This window comes from Sphingobacterium sp. SRCM116780 (assembly GCF_021442025.1).
Taxonomy (GTDB): Bacteria; Bacteroidota; Bacteroidia; order Sphingobacteriales; family Sphingobacteriaceae; genus Sphingobacterium.
In genome coordinates this window covers 952,360-976,513 of the sequence record NZ_CP090446.1, presented here as the reverse complement: position 1 = coordinate 976,513, position 24,154 = coordinate 952,360, and the positions used below count along the sequence as shown (strand labels likewise).

22 protein-coding genes are annotated in these 24,154 nt (G+C 35.3%); 3 read left to right on the top strand and 19 right to left on the bottom strand.

What is annotated here, in order from left to right; all coding sequences use genetic code 11:
- Positions 1-27 precede the first annotated feature (27 nt).
- The 9 genes from LZQ00_RS04275 to LZQ00_RS04235 all read right to left on the bottom strand — a co-directional run bounded on the left by LZQ00_RS04275 (position 28) and on the right by LZQ00_RS04235 (position 12,940).
- On the bottom strand, positions 28-1,416 hold the full coding sequence (locus LZQ00_RS04275; RefSeq protein WP_234512216.1) for a DUF1080 domain-containing protein: 1,389 nt from the start codon (positions 1,414-1,416) through the stop codon (positions 28-30).
- Positions 1,417-1,512: 96 nt separating this feature from the next.
- Positions 1,513-2,361, bottom strand: a complete 849-nt coding sequence (locus LZQ00_RS04270; RefSeq protein WP_234512214.1) for a sugar phosphate isomerase/epimerase family protein — start codon at positions 2,359-2,361, stop codon at positions 1,513-1,515.
- A 510-nt stretch (positions 2,362-2,871) separates the two neighbouring features.
- Positions 2,872-3,795, bottom strand: coding sequence for a YARHG domain-containing protein (locus LZQ00_RS04265; RefSeq protein WP_234512213.1), 924 nt, complete (start codon positions 3,793-3,795; stop codon positions 2,872-2,874).
- Position 3,796: 1 nt separating this feature from the next.
- Complete coding sequence (locus LZQ00_RS04260) at positions 3,797-4,444, bottom strand: DUF2306 domain-containing protein (RefSeq protein WP_234512211.1); 648 nt, start codon at positions 4,442-4,444, stop codon at positions 3,797-3,799.
- A gap of 55 nt (positions 4,445-4,499) precedes the next feature.
- Complete coding sequence (locus LZQ00_RS04255; protein WP_234512209.1) at positions 4,500-5,771, bottom strand: glucose-1-phosphate adenylyltransferase; 1,272 nt, start codon at positions 5,769-5,771, stop codon at positions 4,500-4,502.
- Position 5,772: 1 nt separating this feature from the next.
- Entirely contained in the window at positions 5,773-7,191 is a 1,419-nt protein-coding gene (locus tag LZQ00_RS04250) for a glycogen/starch synthase (RefSeq protein ID WP_317259289.1), read from the bottom strand.
- Positions 7,191-9,101 (bottom strand): 1,4-alpha-glucan branching protein GlgB, encoded by a 1,911-nt coding sequence (glgB, locus tag LZQ00_RS04245; protein WP_234512207.1) that lies wholly within the window; start codon positions 9,099-9,101, stop codon positions 7,191-7,193. Before glgB ends, LZQ00_RS04250 begins: the two co-directional genes overlap by 1 nt.
- Positions 9,102-9,125: 24 nt before the next feature.
- On the bottom strand, positions 9,126-11,582 hold the full coding sequence (locus LZQ00_RS04240; RefSeq protein WP_234512205.1) for a glycoside hydrolase family 31 protein: 2,457 nt from the start codon (positions 11,580-11,582) through the stop codon (positions 9,126-9,128).
- A gap of 113 nt (positions 11,583-11,695) precedes the next feature.
- Positions 11,696-12,940: an ABC transporter permease gene (locus LZQ00_RS04235; RefSeq protein ID WP_234512203.1), complete on the bottom strand. Its 1,245-nt coding sequence runs from the start codon at positions 12,938-12,940 to the stop codon at positions 11,696-11,698.
- A gap of 192 nt (positions 12,941-13,132) precedes the next feature.
- Here LZQ00_RS04235 and queA point away from each other — a divergent pair, with 192 nt between their 5' ends.
- Positions 13,133-14,182, top strand: a complete 1,050-nt coding sequence (gene queA / locus LZQ00_RS04230; protein ID WP_234512201.1) for a tRNA preQ1(34) S-adenosylmethionine ribosyltransferase-isomerase QueA — start codon at positions 13,133-13,135, stop codon at positions 14,180-14,182.
- Positions 14,183-14,268: 86 nt separating this feature from the next.
- Complete coding sequence (locus LZQ00_RS04225) at positions 14,269-14,967, top strand: 2-C-methyl-D-erythritol 4-phosphate cytidylyltransferase (protein ID WP_234512199.1); 699 nt, start codon at positions 14,269-14,271, stop codon at positions 14,965-14,967.
- Here LZQ00_RS04225 and LZQ00_RS04220 read toward each other — a convergent pair.
- The 9 genes from LZQ00_RS04220 to LZQ00_RS04180 form a co-directional block, all read right to left on the bottom strand.
- Positions 14,964-15,116 (bottom strand): lmo0937 family membrane protein, encoded by a 153-nt coding sequence (locus LZQ00_RS04220; RefSeq protein ID WP_234512197.1) that lies wholly within the window; start codon positions 15,114-15,116, stop codon positions 14,964-14,966. The genes LZQ00_RS04225 and LZQ00_RS04220 overlap by 4 nt on opposite strands.
- A gap of 83 nt (positions 15,117-15,199) precedes the next feature.
- The gene (locus LZQ00_RS04215) at positions 15,200-15,964 is read right to left on the bottom strand and encodes an MBL fold metallo-hydrolase (RefSeq protein WP_234512195.1); all 765 of its coding nucleotides are present in this window, start codon (positions 15,962-15,964) and stop codon (positions 15,200-15,202) included.
- Positions 15,961-16,233 carry a hypothetical protein gene (locus tag LZQ00_RS04210; RefSeq protein ID WP_234512193.1) on the bottom strand — a complete coding sequence of 91 codons (273 nt, stop codon included), beginning with the start codon at positions 16,231-16,233 and terminating at the stop codon, positions 15,961-15,963. Before LZQ00_RS04210 ends, LZQ00_RS04215 begins: the two co-directional genes overlap by 4 nt.
- A 59-nt stretch (positions 16,234-16,292) precedes the next feature.
- Positions 16,293-17,420 carry a glycosyltransferase gene (locus LZQ00_RS04205; protein WP_234512191.1) on the bottom strand — a complete coding sequence of 376 codons (1,128 nt, stop codon included), beginning with the start codon at positions 17,418-17,420 and terminating at the stop codon, positions 16,293-16,295.
- A gap of 8 nt (positions 17,421-17,428) precedes the next feature.
- Entirely contained in the window at positions 17,429-18,379 is a 951-nt protein-coding gene (locus tag LZQ00_RS04200) for a glycosyltransferase family 2 protein (protein ID WP_234514784.1), read from the bottom strand.
- Positions 18,380-18,480: 101 nt separating this feature from the next.
- Complete coding sequence (locus LZQ00_RS04195; RefSeq protein ID WP_234512189.1) at positions 18,481-19,077, bottom strand: DUF4199 domain-containing protein; 597 nt, start codon at positions 19,075-19,077, stop codon at positions 18,481-18,483.
- Positions 19,077-19,751 (bottom strand): hypothetical protein, encoded by a 675-nt coding sequence (locus LZQ00_RS04190; RefSeq protein WP_234512187.1) that lies wholly within the window; start codon positions 19,749-19,751, stop codon positions 19,077-19,079. The genes LZQ00_RS04195 and LZQ00_RS04190 overlap by 1 nt, the downstream gene beginning before the upstream one ends.
- A gap of 3 nt (positions 19,752-19,754) precedes the next feature.
- The gene (locus tag LZQ00_RS04185; protein WP_234512186.1) at positions 19,755-21,020 is read right to left on the bottom strand and encodes a dihydroorotase; all 1,266 of its coding nucleotides are present in this window, start codon (positions 21,018-21,020) and stop codon (positions 19,755-19,757) included.
- Between the two features lie 237 nt (positions 21,021-21,257).
- Positions 21,258-21,821, bottom strand: coding sequence for a UbiX family flavin prenyltransferase (locus LZQ00_RS04180; RefSeq protein WP_234512184.1), 564 nt, complete (start codon positions 21,819-21,821; stop codon positions 21,258-21,260).
- A gap of 356 nt (positions 21,822-22,177) precedes the next feature.
- Here LZQ00_RS04180 and LZQ00_RS04175 point away from each other — a divergent pair, with 356 nt between their 5' ends.
- Positions 22,178-22,831 carry an ankyrin repeat domain-containing protein gene (locus tag LZQ00_RS04175; protein ID WP_234512182.1) on the top strand — a complete coding sequence of 218 codons (654 nt, stop codon included), beginning with the start codon at positions 22,178-22,180 and terminating at the stop codon, positions 22,829-22,831.
- 1 nt (position 22,832) lies between these two features.
- On the opposite strand, the gene LZQ00_RS04170 is transcribed toward LZQ00_RS04175, so the two are convergent.
- A complete protein-coding gene (locus tag LZQ00_RS04170; protein ID WP_234512180.1) occupies positions 22,833-24,110 on the bottom strand; it encodes a DUF2851 family protein in 1,278 nt (425 codons plus the stop codon).
- Positions 24,111-24,154: the final 44 nt, after the last annotated feature.

Below are 24,154 nucleotides of genomic sequence, written 5' to 3'. Positions count from 1 at the left end.
TTAAAATTTTAATGCATCACTTTCTTTTTACAAGACTTTTATTTTAATGTTACGATAAGATACATTGTCTCCATGATCCTGAATTAAGATATGACCTTTTTCAGCTTCACCAAATGCAGTCCAATCTTTATATTTACTAATCGCCACTAGATCCCTAAAAGCTTGTCCACCTCGTTGATACTCCAGCATTTTAACCCCATTGAGATAATGCGTAACCCGATTATCAGGTGTCACAACAATACGTCCCCTATTCCACTCACCAATAGGTTTCCTTGGTCGAGGATCACGATTGGAAGTGATCAGATCATAGAGCGAAGCCAATGTACGGTTTCCATCTCGACCTAATTTAGCATCAGGATGCTTCTCATCATCAAGCACTTGATATTCCAATCCAATAGCTGATCCATTGGTTTGTTCCTTCAATGTTACAAAATACTTCACACCACTATTCGCACCAGGTGTTAACTTAAACTCAAAAGAAAGATCAAAAGCCTGATACTGATCTTTTGTGATGATGTCTCCCCCATTTGTCGACTCAGCCCCATCAGCTTTTTGAACACTGATCACCCCATCGGCAATCTTCCATCCTTTCTCTGGAAATGCTTCTGATCGTGTACTACGCCAATTACTGTTATCCTTACCATTAAAAAGTAATTGGTAACCTGAAGCCTTTTCCGCTTCCGAGAGTTTATTAGGAGTTAAATTAACCAAGTAGATATCTTTCGAAAATGCTTTCTTTTTGAGATTTTCAGTCTGGATTTGAATATTTTTAAAAAACACTTGTTTACCATCAAGATCAACAGGAACACTATGCACCTGCAAACCAATAAATCCCTCTGTATCTATTGTATCAATCACGTAGGCAACAGGAATGTCATTGATCCACGTTTTGGTTTCATTACCAATAGCTTCTATCCGAACATGATTATATTCACCTGGTTTATAAGCAGATTTTGCAGATTCATTTAAATCTAGCGGATATAACCATCCACGACGAGCTTCATCATAAATCCCACCTGTCCAAGCACGTTCTGTAGGATCGATTTCCACCTGACGTCCATATACTTTACCCTGTCCTTTATTAGCATCCTGATCCAAATGACTACGGATCTGCACGCCTGAATTCGTGCTATTCCCTTCCAACTTAATATCCAATTCCAAGACAAAATCGCCATATTCCTTTTCCGTTATTAAAAAAGAATTAGGGGTACCTTTGGTCATCGTTCCCACAATAGCTCCATCTTTCACGTTGTAAGGAGCCTGTCCACCAACAGTTTTCCATCCCGCCAATGTATGCCCATTGAACAAAGGTTTCCATTGCGCTTGTACATTATCGGCACTTAATGTCATCAGAAAAACCGATGCAATAACAGATAATGTATATCCTTCCCTATTCAAAAATTTTCCTTTTACCATGCGTCTATAATTTGTAAATCTTCAGTACCAATTCAGATTTCAGTTTAAAAACTAATTAACTTCGTCCATAATTTGTATTGACAATGACTTGTCTTTTTATTTTCCTGCAGCCACTACACCATTAAAATATCCTGCAGATTCGGCCAATCCTGCCAAAGGATCTTTCATATCTTTTTCAAACTCTAAACTACACACTCCTAAATACTTGATCTTTTTTAACCCACTGACGAATTTTGGAATATCAATGATACCCCTACCTAACTCACATGTATTTCCTTCAGCATTTGCTGTTGTCACATTTTTTAAATGAATATCAAAGATTCTATCTTTATATCGGATCAAGTCTTTGACCGAATCTTGTGCATCCCTTACATTATGTCCCATATCAAAACATAAGCCCATTCTTCCATCTAAGTTTTTTATATGATTATAGACAACAGTTGCATTGGGGTATATTTTATCTTCAGGTCCATGATTATGTATAGCATAACGAATATCATATGCTTTCACTTTTTCAGCGACATATTCCAAATCTTTTACCTCTGGAATACCAATTATCAAATTCACACCTACCCTTTTTGCATATTCAAAAGCATTGTCTATTTCTTCTCTTTTCTTCATATAAATAGGTCCAACCGCATATCCTTTCACATTAGACTCCGATAACTGTTTATGAAAAGCCGATATTTCTTCTGTGGTGCTTTTATAGGGTAGATGAAAATCTTTAATACTTAAATATCGAATATCCATCCTTCTCATCATGATCAAAGATTGTTCAAGATTGAAATTAACAAAACTATAACCCGCTATTCCTAGTCGAATAGGTGATTTATGCGCTAATGATTTGCGAGTTTGTCCTGATACAGGAGCAATCAAAGATGTTCCTGTATATACAGCAGACAGTCCGAATAAGCTTTTAAGAATAAAGTTTCTTCTCGAATTCATGATGATATTTATTTATAATTAGCTAAAAAGCAATTTAAAACAATAAGATTTCTCTATCCTTCAAAGCACGACACTATGCAAATCGGTAAAATCAATCAAGCGGTAGAAAAATAATTTATATTGGTTGAAAACTGTTTTGCACCCAATCAGATCAATCATAATCAAATTATGGATGTATCAGATACGCTAAATTACATACCCTATACACAATAATATCAATTTTCATTGCTATTTTAATGAAAAATCAAATATTTATTTACGAAAACGTTAGCGTATCAAGAGGTTAAAGCAAACGGTCTAGGTAGAGTAATCAACCTTCATTACCTGATAAGTAAGTAAATGTTGGCTGATTTGGAGACAGAAAAGATATTAGGAGAAGGTTTGAAAATCAACAATTGTATTATCATTCTTATTCATCAATAGACGTGATCAGAAGAACAGTTTAATTCTATTCAGTAATTGATTTTCAAACCTTTTCTCAAAATTTTATTCTAAAACAACTTGCGTTCATTAACGACCAAATTGTTCATAATTGTCAGTCGCATATTTTTCAAATCGTGTTAGTAAAGCAATATTATCACGTTCCAATTGTGATAATTCTTTGGTTACATCATTTGAAACGGGCACATACCAATCTACAGGATCAAAAAACTGACGTACATTGATTTTTGTAAAAGCATAACCATGGCGTGCAAAAATAGTATTACGAATGATTTCCAAGTCTAGTTTTTTTAAGTTTTTCAATTGTGCTTCTGTCAATCTACTTTTTGAAGCATTCAAAGTAAAAACAACTGGTGATGCTGTACGATATAGATTATTAATATAGGTATAAGTTGAATCACCATTTGCTATAGTTTGTTTTTCCTTTTTCGGGTTATACCAATCTATTAGATCCCCTCCACTATCGTCGTTAAGTAACATGAGATTCGGATTATAAACAAACTGCTTTTTCGTTAATTTGAAATTACGCTTATTCACTTTCACTGTTTGATCAAATGCTGTCCAAGATCCTGTCAAGGTATCTTTATTCAATTTAAACTCAAATCTTCCATCTGATTTTTTATTGCCTGGTTCATCTAGAATAAAAGAAATTTCATTTCCATTTTCTTCCATTTTACCGACTAAAGGTCTTAAATTACCTTTGACAACATTTTGAGCAATTACCGTATCTGCTGTAATTCTTTTGATAGTCAGATTTATCTTGGGACTATAATCAAAATCAGCTGGAAATTCTCCTAGATTTTCAACAATTCGTTCTGCGATTTTTCCATCGACCGTAAAGTTGCCCACCCAATTTCCATACAGTTCTTTATGCATTTCATTTTCAATAACTGTAGCTATAGTGTCATTTAGAGCGGTTTTCTTTTTCTCTGTTTTATTATGACAGGAAATCAGCACAGCAAGGCCGAATATTACAAAATAAAGTCTTTTCATCTTATTTATTTTTATTATGGTTAATGATCCATTGCGCAATTAGCAGGTTTGGCACCCAACCTAACCAAGCGACCAATTGGTACAGATCCATTGGATTGGGGTGAAAAAAGTAAACAAGTACTACTTTCCAATAGCGCAAAGTCAACGCCGAACAAGTTAAAGAAAAGCTTCGAATCATAAAATTTTTATGGGCTATAAAATTTCCTTGTTTTGCCTTCCATATTGCTTGAAGCGTAAACAAAAACCACAATATGGCCAATAAAGTAAATGCAAGTTGAGCAATTATTCCCCCATTCGCTTCGCAACCAATCAAAAAACCAGAAGGTGCAGCAAATATTAAAATGGCAATCACATATATATAGCCAAGCTTTTTATGTAAAACTGGATATTTCCTTAAGAAAACTTTATTAAACTGTGTAAATCCAGCAGGCAAGGCTAGGATAGCAAAAGCAACATGTACGTAGAAAGCATATTTGTACCAAAAAATCTGCGTAATTTCTGTTTGTTTAATTTGTAAAAATGAAGCATCAAGTTCTAAATGACGATAACCCCAGATAATCTCTAGCATCAACGTACAACTATAGGCAAACAAAAGTATAAGACATAAAACAAATACTTTATTTTTCCAATCAACAATCATCACACACATGATAATGAATTAAGGTAATTATGCTCCCATAATTACCTTAATTTCAGTATTCAATTTAACAGCCAATCGTAGTACCGTTCACGATAACAGCTTCTTTTTTGACAACGACGATACCATCATAAACTGAATAAGTATCAAAATCACCATCTTTCAAATGTTTTCCACCCTTTATCCGTACATTATTGCCAATACGACAATTTTTATCTAGAATCGCATTTTCAATATAACAACGTTCACCCACTCCTACTGGTGGAGGTGTTTGTGAATTTCCCAATTCCAATACCTCTTCTAGTTGTTCGTAATAATCACTCCCCATCATGTACGTGTTTTTAACCACAGTACCATGTCCTATACGCGAACGAATTCCGATAATCGATCGTTGAATTTTATCACCATTTAGAATACATCCATCTGCTACAATCGTATTATTTAACGTTGTACCTGATATTTTAGATGGCGGAAGCATACGTGCCCTGGTATAAACCGTCTCGTTGAATAAATTAAAATCAGGAATATCATCGGTTAAGCCAATATTTGCTTCAAAAAAAGAACTTATGGTACCAATATCTGTCCAATATCCATCAAATTGATAGCTCAGTACATTTTTAGAACCTATACTTTCCGGAATGATCTCTTTTCCAAAATCCATTCCCGGGTTTTCTTTTAGCAAAGAGGTCATTACACCTTTTGAGAAAACATAAATACCCATCGATGCCAAATAGTTTCTGCCCTGCTTACCCATCTCTTCCGAAACTTCTGAACTCCAGTTCACTAATTCTTCTTTATTTGGCTTTTCAACAAATGATGTAATGACGTCATTTTCATCAGATTTTAAAATACCAAATCCAGTTGCATCTTTTCCATTAACAGGAATGGTAGCAATGGTTACATCACCCTTGTTTTTAACATGGAAATCAACCAAGGCTGAATAATCCATTTGATACAATTGATCTCCCGATAAAATAAGGACATAATCGTAATCCACGTTCATCAAGTTTTTTTGCGTTCTCCGCACTGCATCTGCAGTTCCTTCAAACCAACGATCCCCTTCATTATTTTGATCTGCGGCTAGTATATCAACAAAACCTTTACTAAAAATACTGAAATTATAAGCGTTTTTTATGTGCTTATTTAAAGAAGCGGAGTTAAACTGTGTCAGTACAAAGATTTTATTATATCCAGAATTTAAACAATTCGAAATCGGAATATCCACCAAACGGTATTTACCAGCAATCGGTACAGCTGGTTTTGAGCGCTGTTCGGTCAAAGGGAACAAACGAGTACCTCGTCCTCCCCCTAAAACAATAGAGACTACTTTGTGAGACATATTAGTTTAATAATTTAGTGTACAAATCCAAGTATTTTTGAGCTGATTTATGCCATGAAAAATCCAATTTCATTTCCCTATCTCTAATCTCTAGCAACAAATCGCCCTGATTTACAATTTCTAAAGCCCTCATTACCCCTTCTACCGCATCTTCTACTCGTGCCTCTGGGAATACAATACCATATCCACCTGGTTCTTGCACATCAATAACTGTATCTTTTAACCCTCCAATACCCCTTACGACTGGAATTGTTCCGTATTGAAGTGCATATAATTGGTTTAAGCCACAAGGCTCTACACGCGAAGGCATCAACAACATATCCGTAGCCGCATATACTTGATGCGCAAGCGATTCGTTATAACCAAAATAGACTGCGATCTGTTTCGGATATTTTTCCAAAACCTGCTGCAAATCCGATTGAATATTCTGATCACCAGAGCCTAAAATAAATATAATCATTTTAGCCTTAACTTTCCCTAAAAGTTGATCAATTATTTCAGCTAATAATTCTGCACCTTTTTCAGTAGCAAATCGACCAATAAATGACATGAGAGGCAAAGAAGCATCTAATTTATACTTTTTGCACAAGGCCTTTTTATTCTTCAATTTACCCTTACTAACCGTATTTAAATCGTAATTAGCATCGATCAACGTATCCACTTGAGGATTCCAATAATCGGTATCAATGCCATTGACAATACCATATCCCTTTTGAGATTCAGATTCAAATAAAGACTGTAAACCATTGGCATCCACATACAATTCTTTCAGATATCCTTCTGACACTGTCGAAAATGCATCGCAACATTTCACTGCTGCTGCCATTGGATTAATCAAACCGTCCCAATCCAATAATCCCCATCGCCAAGTATCAAAACCTGGCAATAAAATTCCTTTATTCCAATTCATCCAACCTTGATACTGACCATTATGAACAGTAAAAAGTGTTTTCACATGTGCGAACTGTTGAAATTCATGCGAATACTTTAACAAGAAAGGTACTAATCCCACATGATGATCATGGCAATTGATTAGATCAGGTGTTAACTGATCAGCTTTTAACCAATGTAAAAACGCATGCTGAAAAGATAACCATTGATCAGCCTCATCAGGATAACAGTAAACTTCCTCCCGATCCAACTTCCCAGGTATTCGGATCAGATATAAAGGAAAACCGAGTTGATCGTTTGCCTCTTTCAAGACTTCATACTGCAACAGTTCAGAACCCTGATAAAAAGAACCCGAAGCGATTGAATCGAATTCATTTTCTTGTGTGAACTTCCGATCATACCAAGGCATCACAACAGATGCATCAATCCCTAATTTACGCTGATATTTAGGTAAAGCCCCTAAGACATCAGCCAGCCCTCCCACCTTTGCTATAGGAAAGCATTCGACACTTAAATGTATAACTTTCATTATGCTTTTCGTTTTAAGATTACACCTCCTAACGGTGGCAATGTCATGCTTATTGATTGATCTAATCCCATCCAGTAAACCGTTGATGATTCGTATCCAGAAGCAACTACACCACTTCCATAAAAATCAAGCTGGTCTGAATTCAGAACTTCTTCCCATGTTCCTTGCTTAGGAACACCTATCCGAAAATCTTGGCGAACCACTGGTGTTAAATTCAAAACAACTAATAAATCATCTTTCTCCTCATAACCCTTGCGCAAATAAGCATACACACTATTTTTATCATCCCCTTGCTCTATCCATTGAAATCCTTCTCCAACAAAAGCTTTTTGATAAAGAGCTGGTTGATTTTTATACGTGCGATTCAAGGCACTGATGAATTGTAACATACCTTGATGAGGAGCATATGCTGTTAAATGCCAATCCAAAGATTTGTTTTCATTCCATTCTGATGTTTGACCAAACTCATCACCCATAAATAACAATTTGGTTCCCGTTAACGTAAACATATACAGATAAAGCGCTCTCAAATTCGCGAACTTCTGCCACTCATCACCAGGCATTTTATATAAAAGAGACTGCTTTCCATGAACAACCTCATCATGAGACAAAGGCAACATAAAATTTTCATGATAAGCATATACAGTTGCAAAAGTCAATTTATGATGGTGATAGCTTCGATTAATAGGATCTTCTTTGAAATAATCCAACGTATCGTGCATCCATCCCATCATCCATTTCATCCCAAACCCTAAGCCACCTAAAAATGTAGGTCGACTCACAGCTGGCCATGAAGTGGATTCTTCAGCGATAGTTTGTACATCAGGAAAATGTTCATAAACGGCCTCGTTAAACTCTTTCAAAAACTGAACAGCCTCTAAATTTTCTCTTCCGCCAAATTCATTCGGTTCCCATTCTCCCTCATTTCGAGAATAATCTAGATAGAGCATAGAAGCTACGGCATCGACCCGTAAGCCATCCACATGATAGCGATCCAACCAGAAAAGAGCATTACTAATCAAAAAAGATCGCACTTCATTCCTTCCATAATTAAATATATAGGATTTCCAATCTGGATGAAATCCCTTTCTCAAGTCCTCATGCTCATACAAACAACTACCATCAAAGCGATGTAATCCATGTGCATCACCAGGATAATGAGAAGGTACCCAATCCAAAATAACACCTATATTATGCTGATGCAAAGATTCGATCAAGTACATCAGATCCTGAGGCCCTCCGTATCGAGAAGACGCGGCAAAATAACCCGTAATCTGATAACCCCAAGAAGGATAAAAAGGATGTTCCATGACCGGTAAAAACTCAACATGCGTAAATCCTGTTTCTACAATATAAGGTACCAATCGATCTGCAATCTCTCGATAATTGAGCATACGATCAGGATTTGAAGGGTCGCGTTGCCACGACCCTAAATGCATTTCATACACAGACATTGGACGATCTAATCCATTGAATTGTGCTCTTTGCCTTAGCCATTTTGTATCTTGCCATTCATACCACGTTGTTCCCACAACAGAGGCAGTCTTAGGCGGTAATTCGTTGATCAAAGCAAATGGATCTGCTTTCTCCAATCGCTCCCCATTCGTCGATTGGATATAGTATTTATATACTTCGCCACTCCCTATAGCTGGAATAAAGCCTTCCCAAATACCACTACCATCCCATCTTACATACAGTTGGTGTGCATTAGGGTTCCATCCATTAAAATTTCCGATAACAGAAACTTCACTTGCATTAGGAGCCCAAACGGCAAAATAAACACCGGATTGACCAACGTGTTCAACAACATGAGATCCAAGTTTCTCATATAATTTATAATGTCTTCCAGCCCTAAATAAGGATACATCAAATGCTGTAAGTAATGAAAAAACTTCTACTGGTTGACTCATAGGATTAGGTTTAATGATCGTAAATTATGCTATAATTAAGTTTCTAAAATCTTTTTCTACCAAGGCATATTCATTACCTGATTCGTCTCTTGACAATTCAACCTCTACACCATCCACCTTGATAGTTTTTACCTCGAAAGGAATACCAACTAAATAGATTTTATAATCATCAAACCTTTCGTTGTATCCACCTTCTACTTGTTGTAATATAACTAAATTATGATCAGTTCCCTCTACCAGAAAGTGTTTTTCTGCATACGCACCCTGCTCATAAGCAAACGTATCGCCATGATCTGTGTAGATGTAAGAATCAAATTTACCCTTACTGAAATAAATATTCAGTCTTAAAGCATCTATTTTTTGCTCATAAGTGTATTGCATCACTGGATATTCAGGAATAACACTACCCCCTTTAATAAAGATAGGCATCTCATCCAAAGGTGTATCAATGGTATATTCTTGTAATCCTGTATACATTTTTTGATTAAAATAATAATACCAGTCTCCTTCAGGTAAATAAACTACTTTACTTTTTTGACCAGGATTCAATACTGGTGAAACTAAAATTTTATCTCCAAAACAAAACTCTTCTTCACGTAATAAATTTTTTGGAATATGTTGTTCTATCAACGAAATCGGTCTTAAGATAGGTTCACCATAGCGATGTTGTTGCCAAAATATCGTATAGATGTAAGGCAACAATTTGTATCTCATTTCAATAAACTTCTTACAAATCGCTTCCCATTCTGGACCAAAACTCCAAGGTTCACGGTCACGCGTATCTCCTGCAGAGTGTACACGCATAAATGGAGAAAAGACACCAAATTGCATCCAACGTGTAAATAATTCACCATCAGGTTCTCCCGTGAATCCTCCTATATCCGTTCCACAGAAAGAAAGTCCCGAAACAGATAACCTTTGCAATTGTAAAAGACCGATACGTAAATGTTCCCAAGTAGCGATATTATCTCCTGTCCAAACAGAGGAATAGCGTTGTGTACCAGAATAAGCAGCTCTTGTAATCGTAAATGGACGTTTATTTTTATATAAATCTTTCAACCCATCATAAGTCGCACGCACCATCTGCATACCATATACATTATGTGCCTTACGGTGTGATCCTCTAAATCCATCATAATGATGTCTCACATCATCAGGAAAAGTCCCACGTCCAAATACTGCAGGTTCATTCATGTCGTTCCAAAAACCAGCAACACCATCTTCAACCAGACCTTTATATAAAGTACCCCACCAATCTCTCACTTTAGGATTCGTAAAATCAGGAAATTGACATCTTCCTGGCCAAACAAAACCTTCCATAAAATAATCATCTCCACGACGACAAAAATATCTGTTCTCCTGTCCTTCTTTGAATACCCAATAATTTTCATCAACCTTGATTCCAGGGTCAATCATGACAACGGTTTTAAATCCATTAGCAGCTAGATCAGCGATCATTTTTCTAGGATCTGGAAAATATTGCTTATTCCAAGTAAAACAGCGATATCCATCCATGTAATCAATATCTAGATAAATCGCATCACAAGGGATCTGTCTTTTTCTAAATTCGGATGTAATATCACGGACATTTTTCTCTGGATAATAACTCCAACGACATTGGTGATAGCCAATACCCCACATCGGTGGCATATAATGCGTTCCCGTGATCTTATGATAGCGTTTCACAACATCCATCATATTAGGGCCGTGAATATAATAATATTGCATCTCGCCTCCTTCAGACCAAAAGCTTGTCCGTTGTTTATTTTCTGAAGCAAAATCAAAAAATGTTCTAAAGGTATTATCAAAGAAAATACCATAGGCTTCCCCCCCCGTTACACCGATATAAAAAGGGATTGTTTTGTATAGAGGATCTTGGTTAAAAGCATAACCATAAGTATCGGAGTTCCAATTTTTAAATCGTTTGCCCCTCAAATTTAGATTAGTCGCTTTATCACCTAAACCAAAGAAAGCTTCGTCTTCGTGTGCTTTTTTACTACAATACACATAGTAGCCTCCAAAGTCAGGATTCTCTTCCCAGTGCATCGGTTTATCATCTGTGTTGAAAACCTTACCTGAAAGATCTTGAAATGAAACTAAAAAATCAGCTTTACGAATCGAACAAACAACTTTATTTGTTCTTACGTAAAAACTAACCTCATCCTCGTCTGCAGAAAAAGACACTGCATGGTGATCGGTATCAATCACTGCGTATGAAAAATCATCCAAAAAGGATCCTTGTGGAGCTAAGCGAACACGAATAATTTCATCTGAAACCACCTGAATTTCAACTTTAGCTCGACCATCTGTAAAATAGAAAGTATTTCGATTCTTAGAATAACCTCTTACTTCTGTGAGGTATTTTTTCTCTATTGTAGGTAAGTCTAATACAGGATTGTTGACATGCTGAATATTGCCATCCAATGATTCCACATCCAACAAGTCACTTGCAAATTCCTCTTTTTTTCCTGAGTCTGCCATTGTAAATTTCTTTTAAATAATTTAATAAGTTTAAGTTGAACTTAAATTACATAAAAAATACAAAAAACCATCACTCGATGACGAAAAAAAAGAACTATATTTTATTTCATAGCTTATTTGCTACGTATTGCCTCCACTGGATCTAATCTAGAAGCCATTAATGCGGGCACAATACCCGAAATAAGCCCAATCAGCGTAGAAATCAATACTGTTAATAGCACCATTTTCAAACTGACAACAATAGCCATCCCTATCGCTAATTTTACTAATAAGGTGATGAGGTAAACAATTGTTAATCCTATAGCGCCCCCTAGAAGGCAAAGAATAATCGATTCAATTAAAAATTGTGAAAGAATAAAGAAATTTTTAGCGCCTAAAGCTTTTTGAATACCAATGATATGTGTCCGTTCCTTAACACTGACAAACATGATATTAGCAATACCAAACCCACCAACTAATACAGAAAATATACCAATACAAAATCCAGCTAGATTAACAATCCCAAACATTTTATCCAATTGAGAAGTAATCATGGTGGTTTGATTAATAGAAAAATCATCATCTCGCTGTGGTGCTATCCGATGAATAGAGCGCATCAATACTTTTATTTCACTTTCTGCTTCTGCTAGCGAGTATTTTGATTTGACACTAATCGCTATACTAGGAGAAAAATTATCATAATTAACTAAATTTCGAGCAAGCTCAAATGGAATGAAGGCACTATTATCAGGAGATGTATTGATTAATACACCCTCTCCTTCTTTCTTTAATACCCCAATAACCTGAACCTTCCGTCCCAACATGGACACATATTTTCCTAAAGGATCTGCATTTGGAAAAAGCCCCTCTGCAATAGACGCGCCCAATACAGTAACTAAAGCACCTGCTCTTGTTTCACTTTCTACAAAATATCTTCCCTTCTCCACATTTAAGTTTTGAATGCTATATTGATCTTGTGTCCCTGCAGATATGGATACACCTGAAGCATTATTATTTTTATATTTAATAGTTGAACTTTCAATCTGGATAAGATAAGCCATTTTATCGGCTGTTGTCATTCGTTCCTTAAGGGATAAATAATCTTCATACTTTGGCTCTGGTCGGTTTAGATATTTCCACCAAGGAAAATCAGGTCCTCCAGTCCAAGGCCACTTTTCAATATATAGGGTATTTGACCCTATTTTTTTGACAGAGTTCTCGATATTATTCCGTAGTGTATCAACAGCTGAAAAAACACCAATAATCGTTAAAATACCTATTGTAACCCCCAATAGGGACAATAGGGTACGTGTTCGGTTATCTTTCAGAGCCGTTAGTGCAAATTTTGCACTTTCTTTTATGAGACCAAAAATTAGCATATTCTGCTTCTAAAATACAATTTAGTTTTGATTTTATGTCAAAATCAATTCATTAATCAATTTAATGCTGAAATAAACTCAATTTTAACTAAAAAAGTTACTACCTTTGTATGCTTATTTATGCTCCTATAATTCCATTATTTGGAGCTTAAATCAATATAAAAGCAATCATTTAAAATATCAATATTAAAGATGAAGTTATCTCAATTTAAATTCAACTTACCAGAGTCTCTCTTGGCGTCTGAACCAACAGAAAATCGTGATGAGTCACGCTTAATGGTTTTACACCGTGATACTGGTAAAATTGAGCATAAAATTTTTAAAGATGTATTAGATTATTTTGATGACAAAGATGTCATGATTTTAAACAATACAAAAGTTTTCCCAGCACGTTTATATGGTAATAAAGAAAAAACTGGCGCTACTATCGAAGTTTTCTTATTACGTGAATTAAACAAAGAACTTCGTTTATGGGATGTTTTAGTTGATCCAGCTCGTAAAATTCGTGTAGGAAATAAACTTTACTTTGGAGATGATGATCTACTAGTCGCTGAAGTTGTCGATAACACAACTTCTCGAGGACGTACTATCCGTTTCTTATTTGACGGTACAGATGAAGAATTCCGTCGTAATATTGAGATCTTAGGGGAAACACCTCTTCCAAAATACATTAAACGTAAGGCTACTCCTGAAGACAAATTTCGCTACCAAACGATCTATGCGAAAAATGAAGGTGCCGTAGCAGCTCCAACTGCAGGTCTTCACTTCTCTCGCGAACTGATGAAACGTTTAGAACTAAAAGGAGTTGATTTTGCAGAAGTAACTTTGCATGTAGGTTTAGGAACATTCAGAACCGTTGAAGTAGAAGATTTGACAAAACACAAAATGGATTCTGAGCAATTCATTATCACAGATGAAGCTGCTAAAATTGTCAACAAAGGTATTGATGCGAAAAGAAGAATTTGTGCTGTTGGAACTACTTCCATGCGTGCTATCGAATCTTCTGTTTCAGCAGATCGTCATTTGAAAGCTGCTAACGATTGGACTAGTAAATTTATTTACCCTCCATATGATTTCAGTATTGCAAACTCAATGATCACGAACTTTCACACACCAGAATCTACATTGCTGGTAATGATTGCAGCATTTGGTGGTTACGAACATGTTATGAATGCATATGAGCAAGCTGTTAAAGAAAAATACAGATTCTACAGCTATGGTGATGCTATGTTGATTATCTAATCAACGTTATAAAATATAAACGTGGATAAGTGTTACATTTATCCACGTTTTTTGTTTTCAACCAATTATTTAGTATATGATATATCATGATGGATCAAAATTTTGTTTTAATAGTAGCAGCTGGTAAGGGAAGTCGTATGCAGTCTGATTTGCCTAAGCAATACCTACTCTTGCATAATAAACCTGTTTTAATGCATACGATTGAACAATTTTATGCAAGTAAAACACAACCTCAGATTATCGTAGCCCTCCATCCTGAAATGGAGGGGTTTTGGGAATCATTATGTCAAGAATATCAATTTCATATTCCGCATGCTATTACTTATGGCGGTAGCAGTAGATTCCAAACAGTAAAAAAAGGAATTGCATATATCAAAAACCTCCAGCTCCAATCAGATCATTGTGCTATTGCGGTACATGATGCCGCCAGACCTTTGATAGCAATCGAAACAATAGATGCTGCATTTGAAAAAGTAAAAGAAGGAAAAGCTGTTGTTGTGGCTAAACAAAGTACAGACTCTGTTCGGTTAACAACAGCAAATAAAAGCGAAGCTATAGATCGCAATATTGTTTGGCTTGTGCAAACACCTCAAATTTTTGAAGCAAGCTTATTGGAACGAGCTTACCAACAAGAAGAAGAGGTCACATTTACAGATGATGCTTCTGTAGTTGAAAAATTGGGCAATTTCATTGAAATTGTTCAAGGTCATTATACCAATATCAAAATAACCTATCCAGAAGACATCGAAATTGCCCAGTTTTATTTAAAAAAACTAAAATATTAAGCGTTACCCCGTATTACACGTAATAAAACTACAATTATAGCAATTACTAATAAAATGTGGATAATTCCTCCCGTATAAAAATTTCCTAGAAAACTAATCGCCCAAATAATAACCAATATTACAGCGATGATGTATAATAAATTTCCCATAAATATTAAATTTTTGTTATTCAATTCATGTATATAACACTAATGATATAACATACAAAAGCTAATATTGTTCGCGAAATAAATTAAAGGTAAATTTCTAATTGATCATAAGCTAATGCAATTTGCTCTGGTAGTTCAGACGAAACAAGAGCATGTAATCCCATTCGGTGACCGATATGGGTCAAATATGTTTGCTCTGCTCCTATTTCCCGAGCAAATGAAATTGCTTCATCTAAATTCATATGGGAGATATGACTTTCTTTTTGCAACGCATTAATAACTAACACTTTTAGGCCAGTTAATTTTTCCTTTGTATCTGTTGAAAAAGTTTTTGCATCTGTGATATAGGCAAAATCATCTATACGAAAACCTAAAACTGGCATATTATGATGCATGACCTCCAATGGAAGAATTTCTTTACCAAATAAACTAAAGGATTGTAAAGGTTCAATTTCAACTAATTCCAATTGTGGTATTCCTGGATATTTAGTACTGGAGAAAGCATAATAGAATTCTCTTTTTAAAGCATCATGGAGTTCTTTTGTACCAAAAATGTCAATAGAGGATTGTTGTTTAAAATTAAACGCTCTCACATCATCCAAACCAGCAATATGATCTTTATGCGCATGTGTCATCAAGACCGCATCCAGATGCATGACCTGTTCCCTCAACATTTGATATCGAAAATCAGGACCTGTATCTACAATAATATTTTTATCATCATAGCTGATCAATATAGAAGAACGCAACCGTTTATCAAAATGACTGTTTGATCGACAAACAATGCATTGACAAGCTATAACAGGTACACCCTGCGAAGTTCCCGTTCCTAAAAACTTGATTTTCAACTTACAGATTTTAATTTAGTAATTTGTGCATATATAGTCAGATGTTTCTCCTTAATAAGAGACTCATCTACTTCAATTTCATTCAGAATACTAATCAAGGATTGAATTTTCATTTCTAGATTAGAAAACTTATTGACAACCACTACATGTGAGTTTTGCAACATACATGCTCCTGTCTTGAATGTTCCTTTTTCATATCGGACTTTATAACCCTGATCTTTAAAAAGTTCTTCAATCTTATCGATATTACCTTGTGTAAATGCTACCAATTTTTCTTCTAATTATAGGATTGCTTCTATTCAAATATACTAATTTTTAGATTTAAAAATCAGCGTCCTAATCGAAAAATTTCATCTCCAAACGTCTCCCAGCTGTATTTCTTCTTCTCTTCTTTTATATTTTGGATGAAGATTTCTCTTTTATTTTCTTGATAAAAGCTTACAATCCCGTTTGCAATATCAGGTACATCCGGTTCTACAACAAGTCCGACAACCTGATCATGTACGAGTTCTGGAAGTCCTCCGACTTTGGTCACAATCATAGGAAGATCATAGTGATACGCAACTTGTGTGATACCACTTTGTGTTGCTGTTCGATAAGGTAAAATAACAGCATCAGCAGCACAAAAATATTTTCCGACTTCATTATTCGGAATAAAAGAAGTGTGCAAATAGATACGTTCTTGTAAGTTATATTTTTGAATCAACTCTTGATAAAACTCTTCATCACCATAAAACTCTCCAGCTAGCAATAACTTAACATTTAAATCGCTTAGTTCAGATTTTGACAATGCTTCTAACAACATGTCCAAACCTTTGTACTGACGAATAAAACCAAAAAAAAGCACCACCTTTTCCGTCATTGGAATAGCCAATTGTTCGCGTGCCTGTTCTTGGCTGATTCCAGGTCCATAATTATCATACAAAGGGTGTGGGGTATAGACTGCTGGCACTTGAGGACTGATGATCTTCAAATCATCCAATACACTTTTGCTCATTGTCACACAGCCATCAACAGATTTTAAAAAATATTTTGCTAATAGCCTATCTCCTATTCTTTGCTCATGTGGAATAATGTTATCTGCAATGCACACAACTTTAGTATGCTTATTCTGACGCACTAATCGTTGAATAGTGCCCAAACATGGTCCAAAAAAAGGCATCCAAAACCGCACAATCAACAAATCATATTTTGCCTTTTTAAGCGCTAAACCAACTTGAATCCAATTAAAAGGATTAACAGAATTTACTTTGGAAAAAATTCGTAAACCTAAAGGTGCAGGCTCGTCCGAATATTGCGATTTACCAGGGAATAGAAAATTAGGATACTGCAACGAAAACGAATAGATATCCACTTCATGTCCCATCTGCTGATAATGCTCAGCCAATCGTTCATTGAAAGAAGCAATACCACCACCTCGCAATGGATAGGCAGATCCTAAAATAACAATACGCATATCGATTATTAAATTACTTTCTCGATCTGATAATTATTACGATCCGTACTATTTCTAGAAACCAACTCTGCTAAAAATCCTGTCAAGAACAATTGCGTACCAATAATGATTGCTGTCAAAGACAAGAAAAATAAAGGTTGATCTGTAATATCTCGGAAAGGTGTTCCTGCAGCAATACTCATCAATTTATGACAGATCAAATACAACGTGATGACCAACCCCACCAAGAAGCTAATCACCCCCATAACACCAAAAAAGTGCATAGGGCGCTTGGCAAATTTTCCAACAAAGAAAATAGACATTAAATCCAAAAACCCTTTTACAAAACGACCAGCACCGAATTTAGTCGTACCATATTTACGTGGATAGTGTTGTACAACTTGTTCTTGAATATTTGTAAACCCAGCCCATTTAGCGATCACAGGAATATAACGATGCATTTCACCATAAACCTCAATATTTTTAACAACATCTTTACGATACGCTTTCAATCCACAATTAAAATCATGCAAATTGTGAATACCAGACATACCGCGAGTCACGGCATTGAACAATTTCGTAGGTAATGTCTTTGTTATCGGGTCATAACGTTTTTGTTTCCATCCAGAAACTAAATCTGCACCCTTATTCATAATCCGATCGTACAATTCAGGAATTTCATCAGGACTGTCCTGCAAATCAGCATCCATTGTAATGACAGCATCCCCTTGAGCTGCGGCAAAACCAACATTTAACGCCGCCGATTTACCATAATTACGTCTAAATTTGATTGCCGTAATGTTATTGTTGCTCTTTTTTAACTCTTCAATAACTGCCCAAGATTTATCTTTACTTCCGTCATCCACTAAAATTATTTCGTAAGAAAATTGGTGCTTAGTCATTACACGGTTTATCCATGAGGTCAACTCTGGCAAAGATTCTTCTTCATTAAAAAGAGGAACAACAACTGAAATATCCATATGTACGTTGATCATTGTCAATTTATTCACTTTATAAACAAATTAAGGTATCGTCTACTTGACAACACCTTATTGTATTAATTTTTTTTAATTTATTCTTTTTAAACTACAGGATTACCCAAACTCTTTTGACCATTCTTGGTCAAAGCTGCCAATAAAACCGCAAACAAAAAATAAGGTAACAATGTAATGATAAAACCTTTCACTCGCGCTCCAAATGTCATCGTTGCAACAGATTCGTTATCTTTTTCCATCTGTTCAATATTGGTATCTATTGTTTTCTGCTTCTCTTCTTCATTTGCAAACTCAGTACTCTTTTCCATACTTTCAATCCGAGCATTCATCATGACATGGAAATTTTCTTCCTGAATCGTAGGTTCAACATACGTTAAATAAGAAAAAGTACCTACAGAAGCAATTAAATGATTGATGACAAGCATAATATAGATGCATTTCAACGCTTTGGTAAAATCCCAAAAACCGCCCATTTTTTTCCGTAGAGAAAAAGTCAATACAACAGTAACCCCAATAAATAAAATGAAATTAAAAAACGGATTGGTGTATTGTAATAAAAAAGACCCTTCTAGTGGTCTTACCACATAAATGGAACATAATCCTAAAACAAAAGAAATTACGCCTAATACAACACCATATAGGATACTCGTGATCTTGCTGTTTTTATCTACACCAACTTCCATTATCCTTTGTAAAAGTTAACGATGATCTGATAAATTGCTGCATCAAAAGCTTTATTTCCACTTTGAGACTCATATTCAGCAAATTGTGCCTCATTCGGATTAATCTCACTGAAGAAACTTAAGATAGCATAGAACAATTCATATACTTCTGTGCCTGGTTGAATTGTTTTTGCTGTTTTTGCAATTTCGGCAAAGGTACTTTCTACTAGAATCTGGTTAGCAATAATATCTTCATAAATCTCATGCTCATCTTGAAATTCATCTTCGTCAACCAACAAGAATTCTTTTAAATAATCGTCCAAGTCTGGTTCAATTTCATCATCCTTACACTCACGTAAATACAAAAATATATTTAACAATTCTGTACCACGATCGATCGTCTCATCTTCAATTTTTTCCCATTCCTCAGAATCTAGATAATCTTCTTCTAATTTTTGAACATCTGTAGAGAAAAAATTCATCAATAATAAATCGACATATACTTCTCTTAATTCATCAAATAGTGGATAGTCATCAAATGCTTCATCTAATAAAGCTAATTTATCAATGTATTTTCCGTCGGTATCAAAAACAGTTTCAACTCTCGCTAAAAACGCTGTTTTTGTATCGATGTTATCTACTCTACCATATGTACTGATACCTGCTGCAACAGCTGATTTAATATTCGCTTCCATCCTTTAATTTTTTATGATTTGACCATTATTGATCACTAATTTAACTTTACCTTTCAACTCTTCTCCAAACAACGGACTATTTCTTGATTTAGATTTATTTGATTGTTGATCGAATCTCCAAGTTTCAGCCAAATTAAATACAACTAAATTCGCTAGTTCACCTTCTTCGATTTTAGGAACTTGCAATCCCACAATCTGACGCGGATTTACAACTAATTTCTCTACGATTTGCGTTTCATTCAATCCCGCTTTAATCAACAACGGTAATACGGTTTGTAAACCAATAATACCATTTTTTGCAATGTGAAACTCCACATCTTTAAATTCAATTTCATGTGGCGTATGTTGTGATACCACGGCATCAATCACGCCATCTTTTAATCCTTTTATTAACGCTTTTGCATCATTTTTGGTACGCAATGGTGGATTTACTTTATAATTGCTATCAAATCCAACTACATCATCATCTGTAAATACCAATTGATGCGCGGCTACGTCACAAGTCACACGAATTCCTTTTGACTTCGCTTTTTTAATTAAGTCAACAGCCTCTACCGTACTAATGGAAGTAAAGTGAATAGGAGCTTCTGTATATTCAGCGAGGTACAAATCGCGAGAAACCATCAAAGATTCTGCTAGATTGGGAATACCCTTCATACCCAAATAAGTACTCATAATTCCTTCATTCATTTTATTTCCACCTGCCATGGAAGCATCTTCAGCATGAGCTATGATCAAACCTCCAAATCCTCGCGCATACAATAAAGCTCGGCTCATCAGTCCAGCCTGCTGAATACTTCGATTGCCATCACTAAAAGCAATAGCACCCGTCTGTTTCATATCATACAACTCTGCCATATCACTACCCTCTCGTTTTTTGCTCACAGCACCAATAGGTAAAACATCAACCAAATTGCCTTTTGCTGTATTCACAATTAACGCTACTTCTGCACGACTTTGAATAGCTGGCTCCGTATTGGGCATAACCGCTACTGCAGTATAACCGCCCGCTGCTGCTGTTGCTGATCCCGAAGCAATATCTTCTTTCGTTTCTAATCCAGGTTCGCCAAAATTGGCATTTAAATCAAAAAAACCGCCAGAAAGAATATTTCCGGAACCGTCTACTATTTCTATGTTTTTATCAGCGACTTCAATGGATTTTGCAATTTTTGAAATTTTTCCTTTTTCAATGAATACATCAACCACCTGTTGGTCAAATTCATTTCCTGGCAAAACCACTTTTACTGAAGTAATTAATACGCTTTTCATATGCTTAAGAAGTTGAAATTATGGGATTTGAATAGTAATAATGAGTTGCAATTTTAGGGCATAACGTCATCTTTCCTTTACAGGCATTCCATAAAAATAACAAGTTTTCTCTTTGAATATTAGAGGAAGGGCAATTTTTAACACGTGTAGCTTTAGACTGCTTCATTTCAAAAAACAAAGTTACAAAATAGTATCGATTCTTTATTGAATTTTAGAAAATATTCATGTCTGTATTGTTCATTCTTTGCCCCATTGATAATGATCAAAATCAAAACCTGCTAAACTTAATACACGATCGACAACCGTTCCAGCCAGCTCATCAAAAGTCTTTGGCAAACTATAAAATGATGGAGATGCAGGACATATAATCCCCCCAGCCTCTGTAATGAGCTTCATATTTTGTATATGCACAAGACTTAAAGGCGTTTCTCTTGTCACAAGAATTAATTTCCTTCTTTCTTTCAAGATCACATCTGCTGCCCGAGTTGTTAAATCCGAAGAAATACCATGCGCAATACGCGCTAGCGTACCCATAGAACACGGACAAATAATCATCGTATCATAGCGAGCAGACCCAGACGCAAATGGAGCAAAAAAATCATTCTTACTATAAAATTGAAAAGGGAAATTATTATAAGCCTGATTTTGCAACTCTTCTTGCCACACATCCTTGGCATTATCAGACATCACGATACCAACTTCACTGATCTGATCTTTTAATTCTATCAGTCGATTCAGTAGAACCTTTGCATATATGGAACCACTTGCCCCAGTTATTGCCACTACAATTTTTCTAGCCATAATTTCATTTAAAAAACAAAGCTATAAAAAAGGCTCGAATAAGAAATATTCGAGCCTACATCTACCTATGAAAAACATGCCCTTTGGGAGGGGCATTACAAATGTACAATTCCAAACAATATTTAAAAACAAATTTGTAACCAATAAGTAAACCTGTAAACAAACGACTACAAAAACCCTGTATGCGCTATATTTTTGTTACAAATATTGATAAAAATAGTCTATAAGTCATCGTTTAAATAACATATAAACCGAATTAGCTGAAAATTACTTTAAAGAAATTTATTTATCATTTTATTGATCCTCTTCGTATATTTTTTCTATTTTAGTCCACATTACGATCGAATAAAACTAAAATGAGCTTAAGTATATTAGAAGAATATATCGAATCAGGAAATAGCAGAGATTTAGATTTACTTTTAACCGGTAATCCTGATTTAATATTAGAAAGAACTAGCCACGGTATTTCTCCGTTATTATTAGCCTGCTATTTTCATAAACCGCAAATTATTCGGGTACTCCTACAGCATAACCAAGGATTAAATATTCATGAGGCAGTTGCCACTGGTTTAATAAATTACATAGAAGAGATGATCAAACAAATGCCTAAAGTCGTGAATGAAATATCGACACATGGGTATTCAGCACTGGCTTTAGCAACACATTTTAATAAAGAAGATACCGTTCGTTTATTACTTGCAAATAAAGCAGATCCAGATATCCCCACTCAAAATGATGAACAGCTTTTCCCTCTTCATATTGCTCTTTTTAATAAAAATATAGCTATTACCAAATTATTGATCGAGGCAGGCGCAAATGTAAACAAGCAACAAAACACAGGTATTACTGCGCTCCATCTGGCTGCTCAACAGGGAAATATTGAATTAATTGTTTCACTTCTGGAAAATGGCGCTCAAATTGAATTAAAATCAACAAATGGTAAAACAGCTTCTGATTTTGCAGCATCCAAAGGGTATAGTGAGATTGCCGAAATACTGAAAGTGCAATAATTTATCGTTTCAATAGTTCTACACCTATTCCACAACTCAAACATTGTTTTCGATCGCAGTACCTGCTTTTTATATGTAAAAGAGCTTGAGAATGTGCGGCATGCACGGTTCGTATTCCAATGTTTTCAAATTTTTGAGTAATGCTATTTTTCTCGCCTGGCAAATCTTCTAACCATTTAATTGCTTTTTCCTTTCGAGCCTCTTGTTTAAAATACAAACCATAAGCAAAAGTAAATAGAACAACCACATTAATGATCAAACCATCTTGACTCCGTTTACTCAATTGACAAGTATGGGGTGAAGAAGTTTGTTTTTCAAAATTAAAATGCGTGTGCCAGTAATGAGCTACTTGGATCTGATCAAGCATAAGACGAAAATCACGTGGATGTTGCAAATTTAATATCTGTTCGAGATGAACCCCCTCTTGCATTAAACTTGTCAATTGTGCTAAGCGAATCGTTGGAAAATTATAAGGACGCATTCTTAGAAATTTCAAAGGCAATGATATGTCTTCTAACAGATAAATTTTCTGTAGATATACATATTCTTTTTGTAACTGCAAAGGATAAGCATCTTCAAAAGTACGGTTTAAAAAACCTGCTTGTCCAAAAATTATAGCCTCTAATTTAAGAGTATCTTTTCGATATTTTTTTAGCAATAAAAGTGGTAATCTTGCTCCTAATTCTTGAAAAGCTTCAGCATTGACTTTAAATCCAAAGCTTCGAAACAACCAAATAAAAAACGTTTTCTCCCAATCTCCATTCGATTGATCAAGTAAATCTAAAATCACCTTCGATTTCTCTTCCATTCGCTCAATCGTCATACGATCCAACCAGCTTTCGGTTTTAAAGCTATCCAAGTCTTGAACTTGATTTTCACAAGGAATCCAAGTTGCATTTTTCATTAAATTTTGATACCGCCACAGCAATCTTTGTGGCACATAATCTGCTAATCTAAGTGTAGGAATACAGGAACCATCTGTATAAAAGATATCTTGATTGTGCTCCCAAACCACATGTAGAATAACGTTATGATAATGCGCATTGTCTTGATGTTGATGCAATAACCAATCCGATGATTTGACATGAATTTCGACACTACCTACCCATTCCACTTCTCCGATCCGAATTTTTGAAAACAGAAAATCTGGGCCAGCATTACGATTATGCTCACCTACATTAAGAACAGTGATTTGCTTGCCTTCAACGGTTAATAATTGGTCTGTCTGAAAAAGGCGCAACTTCCATATAAAATGCAAAAGATCTTCAGGAATAGCCATATCCTAAAGATAATAAAATAATTTTAAATCAATAAACAATTAAA

Excerpts from the sequence above, each read along its gene's own strand:
- LZQ00_RS04275 (WP_234512216.1), bottom strand. The coding sequence starts at position 1,416 with ATGGTAAAAGGAAAATTTTTGAATAGGGAAGGATATACATTATCTGTT.
- LZQ00_RS04270 (WP_234512214.1), bottom strand. The coding sequence starts at position 2,361 with ATGAATTCGAGAAGAAACTTTATTCTTAAAAGCTTATTCGGACTGTCT.
- LZQ00_RS04265 (WP_234512213.1), bottom strand. The coding sequence starts at position 3,795 with ATGAAAAGACTTTATTTTGTAATATTCGGCCTTGCTGTGCTGATTTCC.
- LZQ00_RS04260 (WP_234512211.1), bottom strand. The coding sequence starts at position 4,444 with ATGTGTGTGATGATTGTTGATTGGAAAAATAAAGTATTTGTTTTATGT.
- LZQ00_RS04255 (WP_234512209.1), bottom strand. The coding sequence starts at position 5,771 with ATGTCTCACAAAGTAGTCTCTATTGTTTTAGGGGGAGGACGAGGTACT.
- LZQ00_RS04250 (WP_317259289.1), bottom strand. The coding sequence starts at position 7,191 with ATGAAAGTTATACATTTAAGTGTCGAATGCTTTCCTATAGCAAAGGTG.
- glgB (WP_234512207.1), bottom strand. The coding sequence starts at position 9,101 with ATGAGTCAACCAGTAGAAGTTTTTTCATTACTTACAGCATTTGATGTA.
- LZQ00_RS04240 (WP_234512205.1), bottom strand. The coding sequence starts at position 11,582 with ATGGCAGACTCAGGAAAAAAAGAGGAATTTGCAAGTGACTTGTTGGAT.
- LZQ00_RS04235 (WP_234512203.1), bottom strand. The coding sequence starts at position 12,940 with ATGCTAATTTTTGGTCTCATAAAAGAAAGTGCAAAATTTGCACTAACG.
- queA (WP_234512201.1), top strand. The coding sequence starts at position 13,133 with ATGAAGTTATCTCAATTTAAATTCAACTTACCAGAGTCTCTCTTGGCG.
- LZQ00_RS04225 (WP_234512199.1), top strand. The coding sequence starts at position 14,269 with ATGATGGATCAAAATTTTGTTTTAATAGTAGCAGCTGGTAAGGGAAGT.
- LZQ00_RS04220 (WP_234512197.1), bottom strand. The coding sequence starts at position 15,116 with ATGGGAAATTTATTATACATCATCGCTGTAATATTGGTTATTATTTGG.
- LZQ00_RS04205 (WP_234512191.1), bottom strand. The coding sequence starts at position 17,420 with ATGCGTATTGTTATTTTAGGATCTGCCTATCCATTGCGAGGTGGTGGT.
- LZQ00_RS04200 (WP_234514784.1), bottom strand. The coding sequence starts at position 18,379 with ATGGATATTTCAGTTGTTGTTCCTCTTTTTAATGAAGAAGAATCTTTG.
- LZQ00_RS04195 (WP_234512189.1), bottom strand. The coding sequence starts at position 19,077 with ATGGAAGTTGGTGTAGATAAAAACAGCAAGATCACGAGTATCCTATAT.
- LZQ00_RS04190 (WP_234512187.1), bottom strand. The coding sequence starts at position 19,751 with ATGGAAGCGAATATTAAATCAGCTGTTGCAGCAGGTATCAGTACATAT.
- LZQ00_RS04185 (WP_234512186.1), bottom strand. The coding sequence starts at position 21,020 with ATGAAAAGCGTATTAATTACTTCAGTAAAAGTGGTTTTGCCAGGAAAT.
- LZQ00_RS04180 (WP_234512184.1), bottom strand. The coding sequence starts at position 21,821 with ATGGCTAGAAAAATTGTAGTGGCAATAACTGGGGCAAGTGGTTCCATA.
- LZQ00_RS04175 (WP_234512182.1), top strand. The coding sequence starts at position 22,178 with ATGAGCTTAAGTATATTAGAAGAATATATCGAATCAGGAAATAGCAGA.
- LZQ00_RS04170 (WP_234512180.1), bottom strand. The coding sequence starts at position 24,110 with ATGGCTATTCCTGAAGATCTTTTGCATTTTATATGGAAGTTGCGCCTT.